General features: G+C 73.5%; 13 protein-coding genes. 4 read left to right on the forward strand and 9 right to left on the reverse strand.

From position 1 onward, the window contains the following. Window positions 1-9 precede the first annotated feature (9 nt). The 8 genes from ACPYOM_RS00700 to ACPYOM_RS00735 form a co-directional block, all read right to left on the reverse strand. Window positions 10-1,896: a glycoside hydrolase family 15 protein gene (locus ACPYOM_RS00700; RefSeq protein ID WP_481344488.1), complete on the reverse strand. Its 1,887-nt coding sequence runs from the start codon at window positions 1,894-1,896 to the stop codon at window positions 10-12. 67 nt (window positions 1,897-1,963) lie between these two features. Next, window positions 1,964-3,214 (reverse strand): glycosyltransferase, encoded by a 1,251-nt coding sequence (locus tag ACPYOM_RS00705; RefSeq protein ID WP_481344489.1) that lies wholly within the window; start codon window positions 3,212-3,214, stop codon window positions 1,964-1,966. 15 nt (window positions 3,215-3,229) lie between these two features. Continuing rightward, complete coding sequence (locus ACPYOM_RS00710; protein ID WP_481344490.1) at window positions 3,230-3,847, reverse strand: TetR/AcrR family transcriptional regulator; 618 nt, start codon at window positions 3,845-3,847, stop codon at window positions 3,230-3,232. A gap of 45 nt (window positions 3,848-3,892) precedes the next feature. Beyond that, window positions 3,893-5,482: an Hsp70 family protein gene (locus ACPYOM_RS00715; protein WP_481344491.1), complete on the reverse strand. Its 1,590-nt coding sequence runs from the start codon at window positions 5,480-5,482 to the stop codon at window positions 3,893-3,895. 94 nt (window positions 5,483-5,576) lie between these two features. Continuing rightward, entirely contained in the window at window positions 5,577-6,833 is a 1,257-nt protein-coding gene (locus ACPYOM_RS00720) for a M48 family metalloprotease (RefSeq protein ID WP_481344492.1), read from the reverse strand. Between the two features lie 173 nt (window positions 6,834-7,006). Next, on the reverse strand, window positions 7,007-10,354 hold the full coding sequence (locus tag ACPYOM_RS00725) for an IPT/TIG domain-containing protein (RefSeq protein WP_481344493.1): 3,348 nt from the start codon (window positions 10,352-10,354) through the stop codon (window positions 7,007-7,009). A 244-nt stretch (window positions 10,355-10,598) separates the two neighbouring features. After that, the gene (locus ACPYOM_RS00730; protein WP_481344494.1) at window positions 10,599-11,801 is read right to left on the reverse strand and encodes an MFS transporter; all 1,203 of its coding nucleotides are present in this window, start codon (window positions 11,799-11,801) and stop codon (window positions 10,599-10,601) included. 50 nt (window positions 11,802-11,851) lie between these two features. After that, the gene (locus ACPYOM_RS00735; RefSeq protein WP_481344495.1) at window positions 11,852-12,445 is read right to left on the reverse strand and encodes a uridine kinase family protein; all 594 of its coding nucleotides are present in this window, start codon (window positions 12,443-12,445) and stop codon (window positions 11,852-11,854) included. A gap of 54 nt (window positions 12,446-12,499) precedes the next feature. Here ACPYOM_RS00735 and hisF point away from each other — a divergent pair, with 54 nt between their 5' ends. Then, window positions 12,500-13,273 carry an imidazole glycerol phosphate synthase subunit HisF gene (hisF, locus tag ACPYOM_RS00740; RefSeq protein ID WP_481340827.1) on the forward strand — a complete coding sequence of 258 codons (774 nt, stop codon included), beginning with the start codon at window positions 12,500-12,502 and terminating at the stop codon, window positions 13,271-13,273. 36 nt (window positions 13,274-13,309) lie between these two features. On the opposite strand, the gene ACPYOM_RS00745 is transcribed toward hisF, so the two are convergent. Continuing rightward, on the reverse strand, window positions 13,310-13,951 hold the full coding sequence (locus ACPYOM_RS00745; RefSeq protein WP_481344496.1) for a TIGR03085 family metal-binding protein: 642 nt from the start codon (window positions 13,949-13,951) through the stop codon (window positions 13,310-13,312). 76 nt (window positions 13,952-14,027) lie between these two features. Here ACPYOM_RS00745 and ACPYOM_RS00750 point away from each other — a divergent pair, with 76 nt between their 5' ends. From ACPYOM_RS00750 to ACPYOM_RS00760, 3 genes are all read left to right on the forward strand, one after another. Continuing rightward, window positions 14,028-15,053 (forward strand): GNAT family N-acetyltransferase, encoded by a 1,026-nt coding sequence (locus tag ACPYOM_RS00750; RefSeq protein ID WP_481344497.1) that lies wholly within the window; start codon window positions 14,028-14,030, stop codon window positions 15,051-15,053. A 112-nt stretch (window positions 15,054-15,165) separates the two neighbouring features. Continuing rightward, a complete protein-coding gene (locus ACPYOM_RS00755) occupies window positions 15,166-17,097 on the forward strand; it encodes an ABC transporter ATP-binding protein (RefSeq protein WP_481344498.1) in 1,932 nt (643 codons plus the stop codon). Then, the coding region (locus tag ACPYOM_RS00760) for an ABC transporter transmembrane domain-containing protein (RefSeq protein ID WP_481344499.1) at window positions 17,094-17,719 on the forward strand (626 nt) is incomplete at its 3' end. The genes ACPYOM_RS00755 and ACPYOM_RS00760, both read left to right, overlap by 4 nt.

Raw genomic sequence — 17,719 nt, forward strand, 5'->3', positions numbered from 1 at the left:
GGTTCCGGCTCACTCGGACCGACCAGATTCGTGCTCGTGGGCGATCACGTGCATGACCGCGTTGATCAGGGCCAGGTGGGTGAACGCCTGCGGGAAGTTGCCCAGGTGGCGCCCGGTGTGGGTGTCGATCTCCTCGGCATAGAGCTCGAGCGGCCCGGCGAGCGACAGCAGCTTGGCGCACAGCTCGTGAGCTCGCCGGTGCTGCCCGATCTCGGACAGCGCCGACACGAGCCAGAACGAGCAGATCGTGAAGGTGCCCTCCTTGCCGGAGAACCCGTCATCGGTCTCGTCCACCCGGTACCTCAGCACCAACCCGTCCTCGGTGAGCTCGTCCGCGATCGCGAGCACCGTCGCCCGGATCCGCGGGTCGTCGGACGGAAGGAACCGCACCAGCGGCGCCAGGAGCAGCGACGCATCGAGGGCGTCGGTCCCGTAGTACTGGGTCAGCACGCCGCGATCGTCGACGCCGTGTTCGAGGACGTCCGCCTTGATCTCGTCGGCGGCCAGCCGCCACTGGGAGGCCTCGGCCTCCTGGCCGATCATCGCGGCGAGGCGCGCACCGCGGTCCGCCGCGACCCAGCACATGATCTTCGAGGAGGTGAAGTGCTGCAGCTCGCCGCGTACCTCCCAGATGCCCGCGTCCGGCTCCCGCCAGTGCTTGAGGGCCGCCTCGACCTGCTTGCCGAGGATCGGCCAGATCCGCCCGTCCAGGTGGTCGGCGACCTTCGAGTGCAGGTACACGGAGTCGAGGAGCGCGCCCCAGACGTCGTGCTGCACCTGCGAGTGGGCGGCGTTGCCGACGCGCACCGGCCGTGAGCCGGCGTACCCGGGCAGGTGGTCGAGCGTCGACTCGGAGAGGTCACGCTCTCCACCGATCCCGTACATGATCTGCAGGTCGTCGTCACGCTCGGCGACGTCGGCGATGAACGAGAAGAAGTCGACTGCCTCCCAGTCGAACCCGAGCGAGTACATGCCCCACAGAGCGAACGTCGCGTCACGGATCCAGGTGAAGCGGTAGTCGTAGTTGCGTGCCCCCCCGACGGTCTCCGGTAGCGACGTCGTCGCGGCCGCCGCGATGGCTCCGGTCGGGGCGTACGTCAGTCCCTTGAGCGTCAGGGCGCTTCGCTGCAGGTAGCTGCGCCACGGGTGGTCGGGGAAGCGGCCGCGCGCGAGCCAGTGCTGCCAGTGGTGCGCCGTCCACTCGAGCCGGTCGTGCGCCTCGGCGCTGGTCAGCGGTGGCGGGACGGCCCCCCACGAGAGGGCGAGAAAGCGCTCGTCGCCGGCCTTGAGCAGCGTCCGGGCCGTGGCCTGCCCGCCCTCGAAGCCGAGACGAAGATCCGTCGTCAGCGTCAGCGACACGTCGGACCCCTCGGCCGATGCGCGCCCCTGGTGGTAACCGCGGTCGGTGTACTCCCATCGCGCCGTCCGACGGCCGTAGTCGAGCACGGGCTCGCACTCCATCACCAGCTGCACCTCGCCCGACACGCAGCGGATGTTGCGCAGGAGCGTGTGCTCGGAGTCGTAGTCCACGGGCGTGCGCTGGTGCTTCAGGGACACCCCGTCGTCGTGGTGCCACGGACCGATGAGCAGGACGTCCCGGACGATGATCCACCCCGTCGGGGTGCCCCAGCTCGTCTCGAGCACCATCGTCCCCGGCAGGTAGCGGCGTGCCGACGGCACGCTCACGTCCGAGGGCCCCAGGCGGAAGCGCCCCGAGTGCCGCCCGAGCATCGCGCCGAAGACGCTCGGGGAGTCCAAGCGCGGCAGGCACATCCAGTCGACGTCCCCGCCGGGAGCCACGAGCGCCGCCACCTCACCGTCCGACAGGAACCCGTAGTCCGCGATCGGCACCGTCTGGTGCGTCGGAATGCCCTGCCCGTGCGGTGTGTCGGCCATCGGGTCCATGGCAACAGGTTCGTCGACGACGACGGTCGCCACAAGAGCAAGAGCCGGCGCACCGTACCTAGTGCCCGATGAGCAGCGCCTCCACGTGGTCCGCCCCGGACACCGCCCCGCCCGCGGCGGTGTAGCCGGCGGCGACCCGGCGCGCACCCTCGGCCATGGTCATCGCCTGACGGACCTTGTGGCGCAAGGACGCCGGCGTCAGCCTGCGTGGCGACAACCGGGTCCCCGCACGCGCGTGCACGACGCGGGCGGCCACCTCGTGCTGGTCGCGGCCGAAGGGGACGACGCAGACCGGCACCCCCCGGGCGAGAGCCTTCTGCGTGGCGCCCATCCCGCCGTGCGTGACGGCGACGACGGCCCGCTCCAGGACGGGGCCGTGCGGCACGAAGTCGAGGACCCGGACGTTGCCTGCTGACCTCCCCGCGGCAGCGGCGACGTCGCCGTGGGTCCCGCTCGTGCCGGCCGGTGCGGTGACGACGACGGTGAACGGCTCGCCGGCGAGGCCGTCGACCGCCGCCCGGACGAGGTCCCCGTCGGCCTGGTACTCCGAGGAGGTCGTCACCAGGGCCAGCGGTCCTTCGAGGTCGTCGAGCCACTCCGGGACCTGGACCGGAGGTTCCCAGGGGAGCGCGCCGATCATGGCGACCCGGCCGCTCCAGTCGGGGTGCGGGTACTCGAACGGCTCGGCGGTCGCCACGAGCATCACGTCGGCGCGGTGGAAGAACGCGTCGGCCGACGTCACGACCGGCAGGCCACGCTGCCTGCGCAGGGCGTTGATCCTGGGCGTCATCGCCGCCTCGGCGGCGCCCAGCACGAGCGGTCGGAGCAGGGCGTCGCGGACGCGTCCGACGGGTCCGGGGATCGGTGCCAGTCCCGGCCCGAACGGCGGTGTGCCCCGTGAGCGGATGGGTGGGGTGTACGGGCTGAAGAAGGCCCACGGTCCGCCCCAGGCCTCGGCGGTCAGGGATGCGCCCCAGGCGTTGAGGTCGACGACCACGACGTCGGGGTGGACCTCGTCGATGGCCCGTTGCAGGTCCGGTCCGTCGAGGCCGGCCCGTTCGCAGAAGGTGAGGACGGTCCTCTCGAGAGCACGCCGAGCACCGCGGGCGGACCAGTCGGTGTGGCCGATGGCCGCGACGGCGGGGTCGATGGGCTGAACGGACAGCCCCAGCCCGCGCAGCGTCTCCACCTGGGAGGCCAGGGTGCGGACGTGCACGTCGTGGCCGCGCCGTCGCAGCTCGAGCAGCAGCGGCGTCATCGGGAACACGTGACCGATGGCGGGGGAGGTGTAGGCGAGGACGACGGACATGGTCGCTCCGATCGCTCAGCTGCTCGGCGCAGCAGCGGGTTGGGTGAGCGGCTCGAGGATCTCGAGCAGCGCCTCGGTGACCTGGCGCCGGCTCAGACCGGCGTCGGTGCGCAGCAGGTTCCAGGTGTGGACGTCGCACACGGCGACGAGCTGGGCCAGACGCCGTCGGCGTGCGGGTCCACGCAGGTTCGCAAGGGTCGGCGCGAAGACGCGGGCGCACCACTGGCGGTGGAGGTCTCGGCCGCTCTGCGCGATCTCGGCGATGGTCGGCGAGGACTCCTCCTCGGCGAGCAGCCGGAGCGCGATCGCGCCGGCCTGCTCATAGTGCTCGACGAGGTTGTGCACGATCCCTCGCAGGTCGCCGACCGGCGCCTCCTGACGCTGGGCCTGCACCGCGGCGCGTCCGCGTGCCGCGGCTGCGGCGACCAGGCGCTCCTTGTCGCCGAAGCGACGGATCACCGTCTGCACCGTGACGCCGGCCCGTTCTGCGACGCCGGCCAGCGTGAGACGGGCGTACGGGACCTCGACGAAGAGGCTGGCCGTCGCGTCCAGGATCCGCTCGCCCGTCTCGGCCGCAGCGCGGGCCCGCGCATCCATGACGTACGGCCGTGACGCGGGGGCCGCTTCTTTCATGTCAATGACATTAACGCGAAAAGGGCGGCGCCGTCCACACCCGGCTCAGACGCGGAGCACGTGCTCCTGCCGGTAGCCGGTCGTCAGGTCGGTGAGGGAGAGCTCGACGATGCCGTCCGAGTCGACGGTGTAGCGCTCCTCGAGCAGCGGCCCGGCCTCGAGGCGCACGATGGGCAGGCCCTGCAGGACCGACGCGTCGAGAGCCTCGCCGCTCGCGGTCCGGTCCGCCGCCTGCTGGAGCTCCGGGTCGAACGGGAAGACGATCTGGGCCATCGGCGCGAGGTCGCCGCGCGGCTCGCCCTGGTCGTCGACCGAGGAGTACTCCACGAACCGGAACCAGCCGATGTTGTGAGCCGCCTGGTACCGGCGGGTCACGACCACCGGGGCGGCGGACTCCGGCTCGCCCAGCGCGTCGGCGGTCGGCAGCGATCGGTCGAGCACCGGGTCGAAGGACACGGCAGCCCCGGCCTCGCGCTCGCGGAAGACGCCGAAGCCGCGCGAGAGCCGGTCGCGCAGCGAGAACCCCGCGTCGGGGTCGGCCGCGATGGCGAGGCCGACGGCCGTGGACGCGCTCGGCAGCGGGGAGCGGTGCACGCGACGACCGAAGCGCGACCGCAGCACGCGGGGGACGAGCGGCAGGCCGCTCGCGCCGCCGACGATGTAGATGCCGGCCACTCCCTGCAGCTCGTCACCGTCGTCGTCGGCCGAGAGCGACCGCACCAGCGGCTCCATCGCCTCGGTGGTGGCCGCGACGAGGGGCGTCACGGCGGAGTAGAAGTCGTCGACGGGAACGGTCACTGCGGTGCTGCCGTCGTCATCGACCCCGGGTACCTCGACGGTGACCCGTCGGGACTGCGGACCGATCCGCTCCTTGGCCTCGCGGCACTCCTCAAGCAGGCTCGCCCACGACACCTCGGACAGCTCGGTGCCCGAACGGCCGGCAGCCCGAAGGGCGACCGCGGCGAGCTCCTGGTCGAAGTCGTCCCCGCCGAGCCGGTTGACGCCGAAGGAGTCGAGCACCTCGTGGTGGGTGCCCGACAGCCGCAGCAACGACGCGTCGAAGGTGCCTCCGCCGAGGTCGTAGACGATGACGAGGTCTCGCCGAGACGTGATCGACCGTGCCTGCCGGTGGGCGAACTCGAAGCTGGCGGCCGAGGGCTCGTTGACCAGGCCGGCCACGTCGAAGCCGGCCCGCCGGCAGGCCTCCAGCGTGAGGAAGCGTTGGGCGCTGTTGGCCTGGGCGGGTACACCGAGCACGGCCCGCGGTGTGGCCGTCCGATCCAGCCTGCCCTCGATGCTCGAGCCCGTCCGGAGCGCGTCCAGCACGGCCGAGAAGTGCCCGGTCAGGACGTCGAACAGCGGCACCTGCCGGTCGCCGAGGCGCATGGGGGTGTCCGGCGTGACGCGGGGCTCGGCGAGCAGCCGCTTGAACGAACGCGCGGACGGCGCGCCCCGGCGGGCCGCCTCCAGCGCCGCGAAGCCGTGGAGCAGCGTCCCTCCGTCGTCCGCGACGACGGACGGGAAGTGGTCACGGGCGTCTCCGTCCTCGTCGAGGAAGGCCACCACCGGGTAGTTGCCCCGGTCGGCGTGGGCGACGACGGTGTACGTGGTGCCGAAGTCGAGGCCGAGATCCATCCCCCAAGGCTAGGCCGCGCGCGCCGGCACCGACGATCCGGCCCGGACCTCGGCGCGCCCGGACCACAGCCCTCCGGTGGGTCGCGACCGGGCCTCAGGTGTTCGGGTGGATCAGCTCGTCCTCGAGCTGTCGAGTGAGAGCGGGTCGTAGCCGGGCCAGCTCACCGTCGGCGTCCTCCGTATCGGACAGGGCCAGCGTGCCCTCGGCGTCGCGTGCCTCGACGAGCGACAGTCGCAGGTCGTCGCGCGGGTGACTCGCGTCCCAACGCAGGTCCTGGTCCTCGGCACGGCGGCGGGCGGCGGCGACCTGCTCGGCCGTCGGGGCCGGACGTGCGCGCACCGACTCGAGGACGGCGAACGGGTCCTCGCGGCGACGTACACCGGCGGCCGTCAGCGTTCGCAGGCCCGACACGCTCTCGAGCGTGACGAGGAGCCGAACCACCGCGGCGGTGCCCGCGACGTCAGCGGCCCGGAGGTCCGAGAGGTACTCGCGTCGCTGCGAGTCGACCGCCGCGAGCCGCTCGAAGAGGAGCAGCAGGAGCGTCGCCGGCACGGACAGGATCCGCAGCACCAGGGATCCGAAGGCGTTCATGACGGCCTCGGAGCTCGCGCGCCGGTAGTCGACGAAGTCCGAGTACGCGTCGGCCGGCAAGGGGACGAGCAGGGTGGCGGCACGGCCGAGCACGCCGTGTGCCGTCCAGACGAGATGGCCCACGGTCGTGTCTCCGCCGCGGAGGTGGCCCATCTCGTGCGCGAGCAGAGCGACGCGGGCGTCGTCGCTCAAGAGTGTCCGGAGCGGGAGGCCGATGACGAGGGCCTGACGGCGCCCCCAACCCACCCGCGACACGCCGGCGTTGAACTCCGTCGACACCGCGATGAGGTCGGGCCTGGGCGTACCGACGGCCTCGGCCACGACCGCGACGAGACCGTGCGTGTTCGGGTAGGCGTGCGCCGGCAGCAGGTGGACGTCCTCGAGACGGCCAGGGCGTGGCGAGACCGCGGCCACGACCAGCCAGCCGAGCACGACACCGAACCAGGCGACCGCGTTCTTCGACGCGAACGTGGCCACGACGAGCAGAACCACGGTGGTGGCGTATCCCAGCAGCACCAGCACCGAGATCGCCAGGACACCGCCCGAGACGCCCGCCGGGGATGACGGCGCCTCCCCGTGGCCGGCCTCGGCGCAGAGCCCGTCGTGGATGCGGGCGGACGCACGGTCGAGCGCTGCTCGCCGTCGGCGCGCGAACCACGAGAGGCGGGGTCGTGCGGGGTCGGCGACCCGCTGCGTGGCCCGTGTGGGGACGCCGCCGGCGGGCTCGGGCGTGGAGGGCACGGGTTGGAGCTCGGACAACGGGATCCCTTCTGGTGGCAGCGTCTGCCGGATGCTACGGCCGCCTGACCCGACCACGGGCCCGTTCGACGCCCAGAGGTCGTCGGCGACGAGCCGGTGCAGCCGATGGGTCGGGCGCGGGCGGTGAAGTCCGCTGGGACAGCCGGCTCAACCCCGCCGTCACCGGTGCCCGCTCAGCGGAAGTGGATGAAGTTCGACGGCCAGGACGACGTGCCCTTCGTGAGGATGCGGCGACCGCTCATCGAGGTGTACGTGACGCCGAGGACCGTGCCGCCGTACCCGCTCTCGGAGATCGCGACCTTCGTGCCGTCGGAGCTGACCCAGTCGACGTAGGCCACGTGGTTGCTGTTCCACTGCGCGATGGTGCCGACCTTCGGCCTCTGGTCCACGACGAAGCCCTTGGCCCGGGCCCGGTCGTCCCACGTCGCCGCGTTGCCGAGGTTTCCGGGGTTGGGCACGCCGTCGCGGGACAGGCGGTAGGCAGAGAAGTTGGTGCAGTTGTTGCCCCAAGCGTCGACCGGGTAGCCCCACGCGCTCTGGCCGTAGTAGCCGAAGCGGGTGATGCACGTCTGGGTGGCCTTGGAGTAGCACGCCCAGCTGCGCGGGCCCGGACCGCCGGTGATGGCCCACACGACCTTGGGGCCCTCGTACACCGCCACGTTCGCGTCACCGAGCATCCGCACGATCGACCCGGGGGCGTCGGTGGTCTTCGTCGACCACAGCACCGATCCCGAGCGGGACTTCACGACGAAGCTGCCGTCGGTGCGCATGACGGCGACGTTGCCCGAGCCCGACGTCAGCGCCGACCACTGCAGCCGGCCGGCCGAGGTCGTGACGACGAGGTTGCCGTCGGTGCGCATCGTGAGGCGCCACGACGCGTTGACCGACTGCAGCGACTCGCCGGCGCGCAGGGTCTGCCCCGACAGGAGGCGGTCGTACCGGATCCCACGGTGGTCCCAGACGGGCGTGACGCCCTGGCTCAGGAGCAGGAGCCCGTCGTCACCGAGCGTCAAGTGCGCGCCCGTCCAGCCGGACGTCGCGCTGCTCCAGATGCCCGCGCCGCTCGCGTTGAGCAGGACGACGTTGCCGTCCGCGCGGACGGTCAGCCGGTTGCCGGTGCCCGTGGTGCCGGCCGACCAGAGGCGGGTGGTGCCCTTGGTCAGCACGAGGTCGCCGCCGGGCTGGAGCGTCAGCGTGTAGGCGCCGTTGGGCGAGCGCATCGTCGTGCCCGCGGTCAGGGACTGGCCCGGCTGCAGCGAGGCGCCGGCGTCGTAGAGGAAGCCGTCGCTCTTGACGACGGTGCCGGCGGGGGTGGTGACGCGGACCGGCACCGTGCCGGTCCAGACCCGGGCCGGGACGACGGCGGTGAGGCGGGTCGCCGAGACCCGGGTGAAGGACGTGGCCGGTACCCCGTTGAACAGCACGGCGGACGCGTTCTGGAACGACGTGCCGCTCAGCGTGACGGTGGTACCCCCCGCGAGCGGGCCGGACGACGGCGACACGAGGGTGACGACCGGCGGGTCCTGGTAAGTGAAGGCGTTGGCGGCACGAGGAGCCGAGTTGCCACCGGGTGTGACGACGTGGAGGTTGACGACGCTCTCCGCCATCGGCGGCACGGTGGCGGTCACCGTGGTGGAGGAGACCCGGGTGAACGCCGTCGCGGGCTTGCTGCCGAACGTGACCGCGCTGACGCGGTCGAAGGCCGTGCCGGTGATGGTGACGGTCGTGCCACCCCTGGTCCGCGACAGCGTGGGCGTCACGCCGGTGACGGTCGGGACAGCCTGGTAGACGAAGCGGCTGGCCGAGCCGGTGGCCGACGTGCCGCCGGGCGCGACGACCTGCACGTCGACGGTGCCGTCGGCGTGGGCGGGGCTCGTCACGCGGAGCTCCGTGTCGGACACCCGGACGAGGGCGGTTCCCGGCACGCCGTCGAAGGTGACCGACTGGGCCCGCCCGAACGTCGTGCCGGTCAGGGTGACGACGGTGCCACCGCGCAGCGGGCCGGCCGGGACCGACAGCGAGGTGACGCGCGGGGCGGGCTCGTAGGCGAACGTCGCCGCGGCGTCGTCGGGGGAGGTGCCGTTGGCGTTGACCGCGCGCACCGACACCGTGCCCGCGGCGTGCGCGGGGGTCGTGACCCGGAGCGTCGTCGAGCTGACGACGACGAGGTCGGTGCCCGGCGTGCTGCCGAACCGCACCGAGGTGACGTCCTCGAGGTGGGTGCCGGTGACCGTGAGAACCGTGCCGCCCGCGAGCGGCCCCGCGTCTGCCGAAAGACCCGTCACCGCGGGCGGGGCGCCGAAGGTGTACCTCGTCGCCGGGCCCACCGCCGACCAGCCGCCGGCGGAGGTGACCCGGACCCAGACCGTCCCCGCGGCGTGCGCGGGGGCGGTGACCTTCAGCGTCGACGCCGAGACCCGGGTGACCTGGAGGACCCGGGTGCCGCCGAAGAAGACGGAGCTGGCGTTGCCGAGGTTCGTGCCCGTCAGGGTCACGACCGTGCCGCCGCGCGACGGGCCGCTCGAGGGCGACACGTTCGTCACGGTCGGGACCGCCTCGTACGAGTACCGGCCGCTCGGGACGACGGGGGTCGTGCCGTTCGGCGTCGTGACGCGGACGTCGACCGTCCCCGCCGGGCGGGCGGGGGTGACGGCGCGCACCGACGTCGCGGACAGGCGCGTGAACGACGGGGCGCGTGAGGTGCCGAACCAGACGGTCGTGGCACCGGTGAGGGCGGTGCCGCTGATCGTGACCGTCTGGCCGCCCGCCGTCGGACCTGCGCTGGTGGACAGGCCGGTGAGGGTGGGCGTGACGGCGTAGCGGAAGCGGGTGGCCGTCGTCGCCGCCGACGTGCCGCCGGGCGTCGTGACGCGTACGTCGACGAGTCCCACGGCATGGGCGGGTGTGGTGACGCGAAGCTCCGTGGCCGACACCCGCGCGACGATCCGCGCGTATGCCGTGCCGAACCGCACGGCCGAGGCCCGGTAGAGGCCCGTTCCCGTCAGCGTCACCGGGGTGCCCCCGGACGTCGAGCCGAGCGTCGTCGACAGCCGTGACACGGTCGGGACGGCCTCGAACGCGAAGGTGGAGCGCAGGGACTGGGGCGAGAAGCCCGCCGCGTTCGAGACGCGCACGTACACGACGCCGGCTGGGCGGGCGGGGGTCGTGACGCGGATGCGGGTGGTGGAGAGCGGCTGGATGGCGGTCACCGCCGTGCCCCCGAACCACACCCTGGTGGCCGAGGCGACGCCGGTGCCGGACAGCTCGACGACGGTCCCGCCGCGCGTCGGACCGGCGACGACCGACAGGGTCACCGGGCCCGGCACGGCGACGGCCGCGACGCCGGCCATGCCCGCGAGACCCACTGCGGCCGGCGCCACGGCGGCGCCCGCGGCAGTGGCCGGCAGCAGGGTCGCGGCGGCGGCCACCGAGACCGCGGCGGCGAGCAGGCGGCTCGCGCGACGCGTCCGGGGACGTCGTGGGCCGGCGGCGGGGCCGGACGTGGTGGGGTGGAGGGGCATCGGTCGTCTCCTCGGAAGTCAGGGTCGTCGAACGTCGCTGTCCGTCGTGGAGGGATGCCGTCTCGCCCGAGCGGGGGACAGGTCACGAGACCGGCCGCACAGCAGTGTGCGATGCCGATCGGGAGGATGTGAGCGGTTTCGTCCGAATTGACAGGATTCGCCGCAGCCGCGCGCACGGATGCGCAGAGGACACACCCGTCACACGCGTGTCCACGCCCCGACGGGACGGGCGCCGACGGGCCGGTCAGCCCACCCGGCGCAGGTCCGGCCGCAGGAGGAGGACGACGAGACCCTGGACGACGCCGATGACGCCGAGGACGAGCCAGACGGGCGACAGCCCGCCCGAGACGTCGCGGACCAGGCCCATGGCGAGCGGCCCGACCGAGGCGAGGCCGTAGGAGACGAGGAAGGCCATCCCGGTGAGGCGGCCACTGGCGTCCGGCGTCACGGCGTACCGGACGAGCAGGACGAGTGCGAGCGAGAACGCGGCGCCCTGCCCGAGCCCGGTGACGAGGGCCCAGAGCCACGGAGCGGCGAGCGGCGCGAAGGAGACGCCGAGGCTGCCGACCACGCCGAGGACGGCCGACGGCAGGAGCAGCCGGCGCATGTCGCGGGTCCGGTCGCTGAGGAGCGGCCCCACGAGACCGGAGACGATCTGGGCGGCGCTGAACGCGGCGGCGAGGTACCCCGCGGAGGCGCGGGACCATCCCTGCTCGACGTACGTCGGCGCGAGCCACGTGATGGCGGAGTAGAAGCACCACGACTGCAGCGCGAGGTAGAGCGCGACGAGCCACGCGGTGCGGCTGCGCCACGGCAGGCGTCCGGCGCCCTCCTCGCCCGTCGTGTGGTGCGGGTTGGCCCGCCGCGTGAACGGCGCCCACGCGAGCCCGCCGACGAGGGCGACGACCGACCAGGACCCGAGGGAGGCCTGCCACGAGCCGAGCCGGTCGGCCAGCGGCACCGACAGCGCCGAGCTCACCGCGGCGCCGCCCATCATGGCGAGCATGTAGAGGCCGGTCACCAGCCCGACCCGTTCGGGCGGGAAGAACGTCTTGACGAGCCGCGGCAGGAGGGTGCCGGCGACCGCGATGCCGACCCCGGCGAGGAAGGTACCGGCGTACAGCACGACGCCGTGGTCGCCGGCGAGGCGGCTCACCGTGCCGACGAGGATGCTCCCCACCGCGGCCAGGACGGCGGCCACGGCGCCGAGCCGGTGGGCCAGCCGGCTCGCGACGGGCGCGAACACGCCCATGCACAGGACGGGCAGCGTCGTCAGCGCACCGGCGGCCGCGTGCGACAGGTGCAGGTCGGCCGAGATGCTGTCGAGCACGGGCGGAACGCTGGTGATGGCGATGCGCAGGTTCGCGGCGACGGCGACGAGCGCGACGGCCATGACCCAGACGGGTGGAAGGGGACGGATGGCGGTGCGGGCGGTGCGGGCGCTCATCCCGTCGTGCCGTGCAGCGCGTGCGGCCGCGTCTCGATCCGGTCCATGCCTCAGAGACTAGAGGTGTCGATGACGAGGTCCGCGCGCTCCCTCGTGCGGTCCGACGCGAAGAGCGCCGCCTCCTGCCGGGCCCAGTGCTCCCAGTGCGGCTCGTACGCGTCGCCGTCGCGAGCCAGGCCCCGGGTGCGGCGCAGGTCGCGGTCGGCGTCGAGGAAGACCGCGACGGCCACGAACGGCCGCGCCGGTCCGACGCTGCTGCCGCAGCCCTCGACGACGAGGACTCGGCATGGCGCCACCTCGCGGGTGTCCGCCCACGTCTGCCGGACCCAGCTCCAGCGTCGGTACGCCGCGGGCTCCCCGCGCGACAGCGGGGCGAGGACCTGCTCGGCCAGCAGGCCCGGCGCCGCGGCCAGGCCGTCCCAACCGGGGTAGATCTCGTCCAGGTGCAGGAGCCCGACGCCGGTGACGCCGGCGGCGGTCAGGGCGTCGCGGATGCCGCGGGCCAGCGTCGTCTTGCCCGCGCCGCTGTGCCCGTCGACCGCCACGACGACGGTGTCGCCGCAGCGCGGCGCTGCCGCGAGCGTGCGGGAGACGACGGCCTCCACGTCCTCGGGGCGCGGCGGCGTCGCGACGTCGTCCCACATGGCGGCGACGATACCGACCGCCGGCGGCGCACCCGCCTGCCCTAGCCTTGGCGCATGCCCGTCGCCACCCGCGTCATCGCCTGTCTCGACGTCGACGCCGGGCGCGTCGTCAAGGGTGTCAACTTCGAGAACCTCCGCGACGCCGGCGACCCCGTGGAGCTGGCGAAGGTCTACGACGCCCAGGGCGTCGACGAGCTGACCTTCCTCGACGTCACCGCGAGCAGCGGCAACCGCGAGACCACCTACGACGTCGTCCGGCGCACGGCCGAGCAGGTCTTCATCCCGCTCACGGTGGGTGGGGGTGTGCGCGCCGTCGACGACGTCGACCGGCTGCTGCGGGCCGGGGCGGACAAGGTCGGGGTCAACACCGCCGCCATCGCCCGACCCGAGCTCATCTCCGAGATCGCCTGGCGCTTCGGCGCGCAGGTGCTCGTCCTGTCGGCCGACGTCCGGCGCCGGCTCGGTGACGACGGCCGACCCACCGACGACTTCGTCATGACGACCCACGGCGGACGCACCCCGGTCGACCTCGACGCCGTCGAGTGGTGCGCCCGGGCCGCCGAGCTCGGCGCCGGCGAGATCCTCCTCAACTCGATGGACGCCGACGGCACCAAGGACGGCTTCGACCTCGAGCTGATCCGTCGCGTCCGCGCCGAGGTCTCCGTGCCGGTCATCGCGAGCGGGGGAGCCGGCCGCCTCGAGCACTTCGCACCCGCCGTCCGGGCCGGGGCCGACGCCGTCCTCGCCGCGAGCGTCTTCCACTTCGGCGAGCTGACCGTGGGCCAGGTCAAGGACGCCCTCCGCGAGGCCGGGGTCACCGTCCGGTAGCGGCGTGCGCGGGGATCCCGTGCGGTCGGGTGCTCGTCAGGCGATGCCGAGGTGGGCGCCCTGCAGGGCGGCGATGTCGTCGGCGTCCCCCGAGGCCTCGACCTGGGCGACGTCCTGGCGGCCGTAGGCGAACAGGAGCAGCTCGAGCGGCGCGCCGCGCAGGACGACGGTGCCGTGCGCGTCGGGGAGCTTGGCGGAGTGCCGGCCGCGGCCCGGCGCGACGAGCACGATGCCGGTCGGTGCCTTGCGGAACATGAGGCGCGCGGTGCGGCGCAGCGCGCCCCAGAGCGCGGCCTCGAGGTCGGCGGACAGCTCGCGCGGCGCCCAGTCCGGCTGGGCGCGGCGCACGTCCTCGTGGTGCACGACGTACTCGACGGTGTTCGTCAGCTCGTCGACCACGCCGAGATGCATCGGGTTCCAGGCCGGTGCACCGGCCCGCACCCGGGCGACGAGGCCGGGGTAGTCGCCGTCGGCCAGGGCGCGCTGCTCGCGCTGGAGGCGGTCGGCCAGGAAGGGCACGTAGACGCCGGCCTGCAGGTCCGGGCGGTGCTCGCGGATGACGAGGTGCGCCGCGAGGTCGCGGGTGGCCCAGCCCTCGCACAGGGTGGGTGCGTCCGGGCCGAGCCGGTCGAGCGTGTCACAGAGCTGGAGCCGTTCGGTCCGGGCGTGGCGCGTCATGGCGCCCATCCTCTCAGGCGGGACCCCTCGGCAAACCCGGTGGCCCCCGGCACGACGGTCTGCCTAGGGTCGTCTGGTGATCGAGCTCGTGCGCCCCACCACCGACCTCGCCGCCTCGTGGTGGGAGCTCGTCGACGCCTTCGAGGGCGAGACCGTCCACGGCTCCGGCTACCGGCACACCGACCGCGCGCGGCTCGCCGAGCCCGCCGTGTTCGCCGAGTGGGTCGACTGGCTCGGCCGCATGGAGCGCACCGACCTCGCGCTGCCCGAGGGACGCGTCGCGTCGTCCTACCGCTGGGTCGTCGAGGACGGGCGGGTCGTCGGGACCGTCGCGCTGCGGCACGCACTCACCCCCGCGCTGCTCGTCGAGGGCGGGCACATCGGGTACGCCGTCGCGCCCTTCGCGCGGCGACGCGGCATCGCCACGGCGGCGCTGCGGCTCGCGCTCGCGATGGCCGCCGCCCGGGGGATCGACCCGGTCCTCGTCACGTGCGACGACGACAACGTCGGGTCCGCGCGCACCGTCGAGTCGTGCGGCGGCTACCTCGAGCAGACCGTCGACGGGCACCGCCGCTACTGGGTGGCCACCGGTGCCCTCGCCGACCCGATCGGGCCCGACCCGCTCGAGACCCGGTGGGCGCGCCTGGTCCCCGTGACGCGGGAGGACGCCGACGCCATGCGACGCGGCGAGCGCCGGCCGACGTGGGCGCCCGGCTACCCGCGTCAGGACGACCTCGACGCCGTCGGCATGCTCGACCGGCCCGACGCGTGGTCGCCGCGCCACGTCGTGCGCCGGTCGGACGGCCTGACGGTCGGCACGATCGGCTGCTTCGGCCCGCCCGTCGACGGTGTCGTCGAGGTCGGCTACGGCCTCGTCCCCGAAGCCCGCGGCGGCGGGTTCATGACCGACGTGCTGGGCACGATGTGCCGTGCGCTCGACGCCGCGGGGCTCGCCGTCGTCGCGCGCACCGCGCCCGACAACGCCGCGAGCCACCGCGTCCTCGCCCGCCTCGGCTTCCGCCGCACCCCCGCCGACGGCACGGCCGCCGACGCCGAGTGGCTGTGGACGCGTCCTCGAAACGGCGTCGTCACCGATGCGTGAGAAGGTGGGAAGTCGGCGGGCCGCCGTGCCGGGGCGGCCACGACCAGCCGGCAGCAGCGGCCCGACCGGCCACACCGGCCACACCGGCCCGACGACAGGGGAGCGCCACACCGTGAACGGCCCATCGACCCCGCGTGCTCGCGGCGGCACCTCCACCCTGCGCGAGGGGTTCGGCGTCATCGGCCGCGGCATCAGGGACCAACCCCGGTGGTTCGCCCTCGCGGTCCTCGGCAGCGTCGTGTACGGCGTCATGACCGGCCTCACCGCGTGGGCCATCGGCTGGGTCGTCGACCACTCGGTCACACCCGCCATCGCGGCCCGGCACGTCACCGCCGCGCAGCTGTGGACCATCGGCGGCGTCCTCGCCCTCGTCGTCCTCGTCAACGTCGTCGGTGTCATCGGCCGCCGCCTCGCCGGCGGCATCGCCATGTTCAACCTCGGGGCGATGTACCGGCAGCGGGTCACCCGGCAGTACCTGCGGCTGCCCCTCGCCTGGCACCACCGGCACCCGTCCGGGCAGCTGCTCTCCAACGCCAACGCCGACGTCGAGGCGACGTGGAACATCTTCGCTCCGCTGCCGATGGCACTCGGCGTCGTCGTCATGCTGGTTTTCGGCATCGTCCAGATGGCCGTCATCGACCCGTGGCTCGCGCTCGTCGGACTCACCGTGTTCCCCATGCTCTTCGCGGCCAACGTCGCGTTCCAGCGAGCGATGTCGCCGCGCGTCACCCGGGCGCAGCAGCTGCGCGCGGACGTGTCGGAGGTGGCCCACGAGAGCTTCGAGGCCGCGCTCGTCGTCAAGTCGCTCGGCCGCGAGGACCACGAGGCCGAGCGGTTCGCGGCCGTCACGCACGAGCTGCGCGACGCCAACGTCGAGGTCGGGCGTACCCGCGGGCGCTTCGACCCGGCCATCGAGGCGATCCCGACCCTTGGGACGCTCGCCGTGCTGCTCGTCGGCACGCTGCGCGTCCGCAGCGGCTACCTGTCCGCCGCCCAGGTCGTGCAGATCGCCTACCTCTTCTCGATCCTCGCCTTCCCGGTGCGAGCGCTCGGCTGGGTCCTGGCCGAGCTGCCGCGAGCCGTCGTCGGGTGGCGTCGCATCGAGGCGGTGCTCGAGGCCACGGGCGGCATGACCTACGGCACCCGCGAGCTGCCGAAGGGCCGTTCGAGCCACCTGCAGGCCGACGGTCTCGCCTACGCCTACGAGATCGAGACCGAGGACGGCGGCACCGACCTCAACCCGGCCGTCGTCGACGTCACCCTCGACCTCGCGCCCGGCTCGACCGTCGCCGTCGTCGGACCGACGGGCAGCGGCAAGACGACGCTGACCAACCTCGTCCTGCGCCTCGTCGACCCCGACAGCGGAGCCGTCCTCCTCGACGGCGTCGACCTGCGCGAGGTGCGCAAGGGCGGCGTCAGCGACGTTGCTGCCCTCGTCGCCCAGCAGACCTTCATGTTCGACGACTCCGTCCGCGGCAACGTCACCCTCGGCGGCGACCACGACGACGAGGCGGTCTGGCACGCCCTCAACGTCGCCCAGGGCGCGGGCTTCGTCGAGCGGCTGCCCGACGCCCTCGACACGCGGGTCGGCGAGCGCGGTGCCAGCTTGTCCGGCGGTCAGCGCCAGCGGATCGCCTTGGCCCGTGCGGTGGTCCGCGAGCCGCAGCTGCTGGTCCTCGACGACGCGACGTCCGCCGTCGACCCCAGTGTCGAGCAGGCCATCCTGGCGCGGCTCCGCGAGGCCAGCTCGGGAACGACCGTCCTCGTCGTGGCCTACCGGATGGCCACGATCCTGCTCGCGGACCAGGTCGTCTACGTCGAGGCCGGGCGCGTCGTCGACCACGGCCGCCACGACGAGCTGATGCGTCGGTGCGCCGGGTACGAGCGGCTCGTCACGGCCTACGCCCGCGAGGCGGCCGAACGCGCGGCGCTCGCCGCCGAGGCGGGCGGTGAGGACCTCGACGAGTACGACCTCGACGGGTACGACCTCGAGGACGCCGAGCGGCCCGACGGACGCGGCGACGATCGGGAGGCGGTCCGATGAGCCTCCGTTCGCAGGCGCCGGTGGAGCACCACGGCATCGCGACGGGTCACGAGCTGACCACCGGCGAGACCCTCCGGCGGGGGCTCCAGCTGTCGCCCGAGCTGCGACGCGGCATCGGGGTCACCATGGCGCTCGCCGTGCTGTCGACCGTCGGACGCGTCCTCGTGCCGTTCGTCGTCCAGCGCATCACCGACGACGGCATCCTGGCTCGTGGCGGGCCCGACACCGGCGTCGTCGGCTTCTGGATCGCGGTCGCGCTCGTCGGCGTCGTCGTCACGGCCCTGTCGGCCTACCTCGTCAACGTCCGGCTCTTCCGGGCCTCCGAAGGCGGCCTGGCCACCTTGCGGCTCAAGGCCTTCCGCCACATCCACGACCTCGCGATGCTGACCCAGAACACCGAGCGCCGCGGTTCTCTGGTCTCGCGGGTGACGAGCGACGTCGACACCATCTCGATGTTCGTGCAGTTCGGCGGCCTCATGCTCATGGTCAACGTCGCGCAGATCTCGCTCGCGACCGTGCTCATGGTCGTCTACAGCCCCCTGCTCGCCCTCGTCGTGTGGCTGTGCTTCGTGCCCCTGTTCGTCATCATCCGCACCTTCCAGGGCATCGTCGGACGCGCCTA

The sequence above is a fragment of the Monashia sp. HAY1-2A genome, from assembly GCF_056755315.1.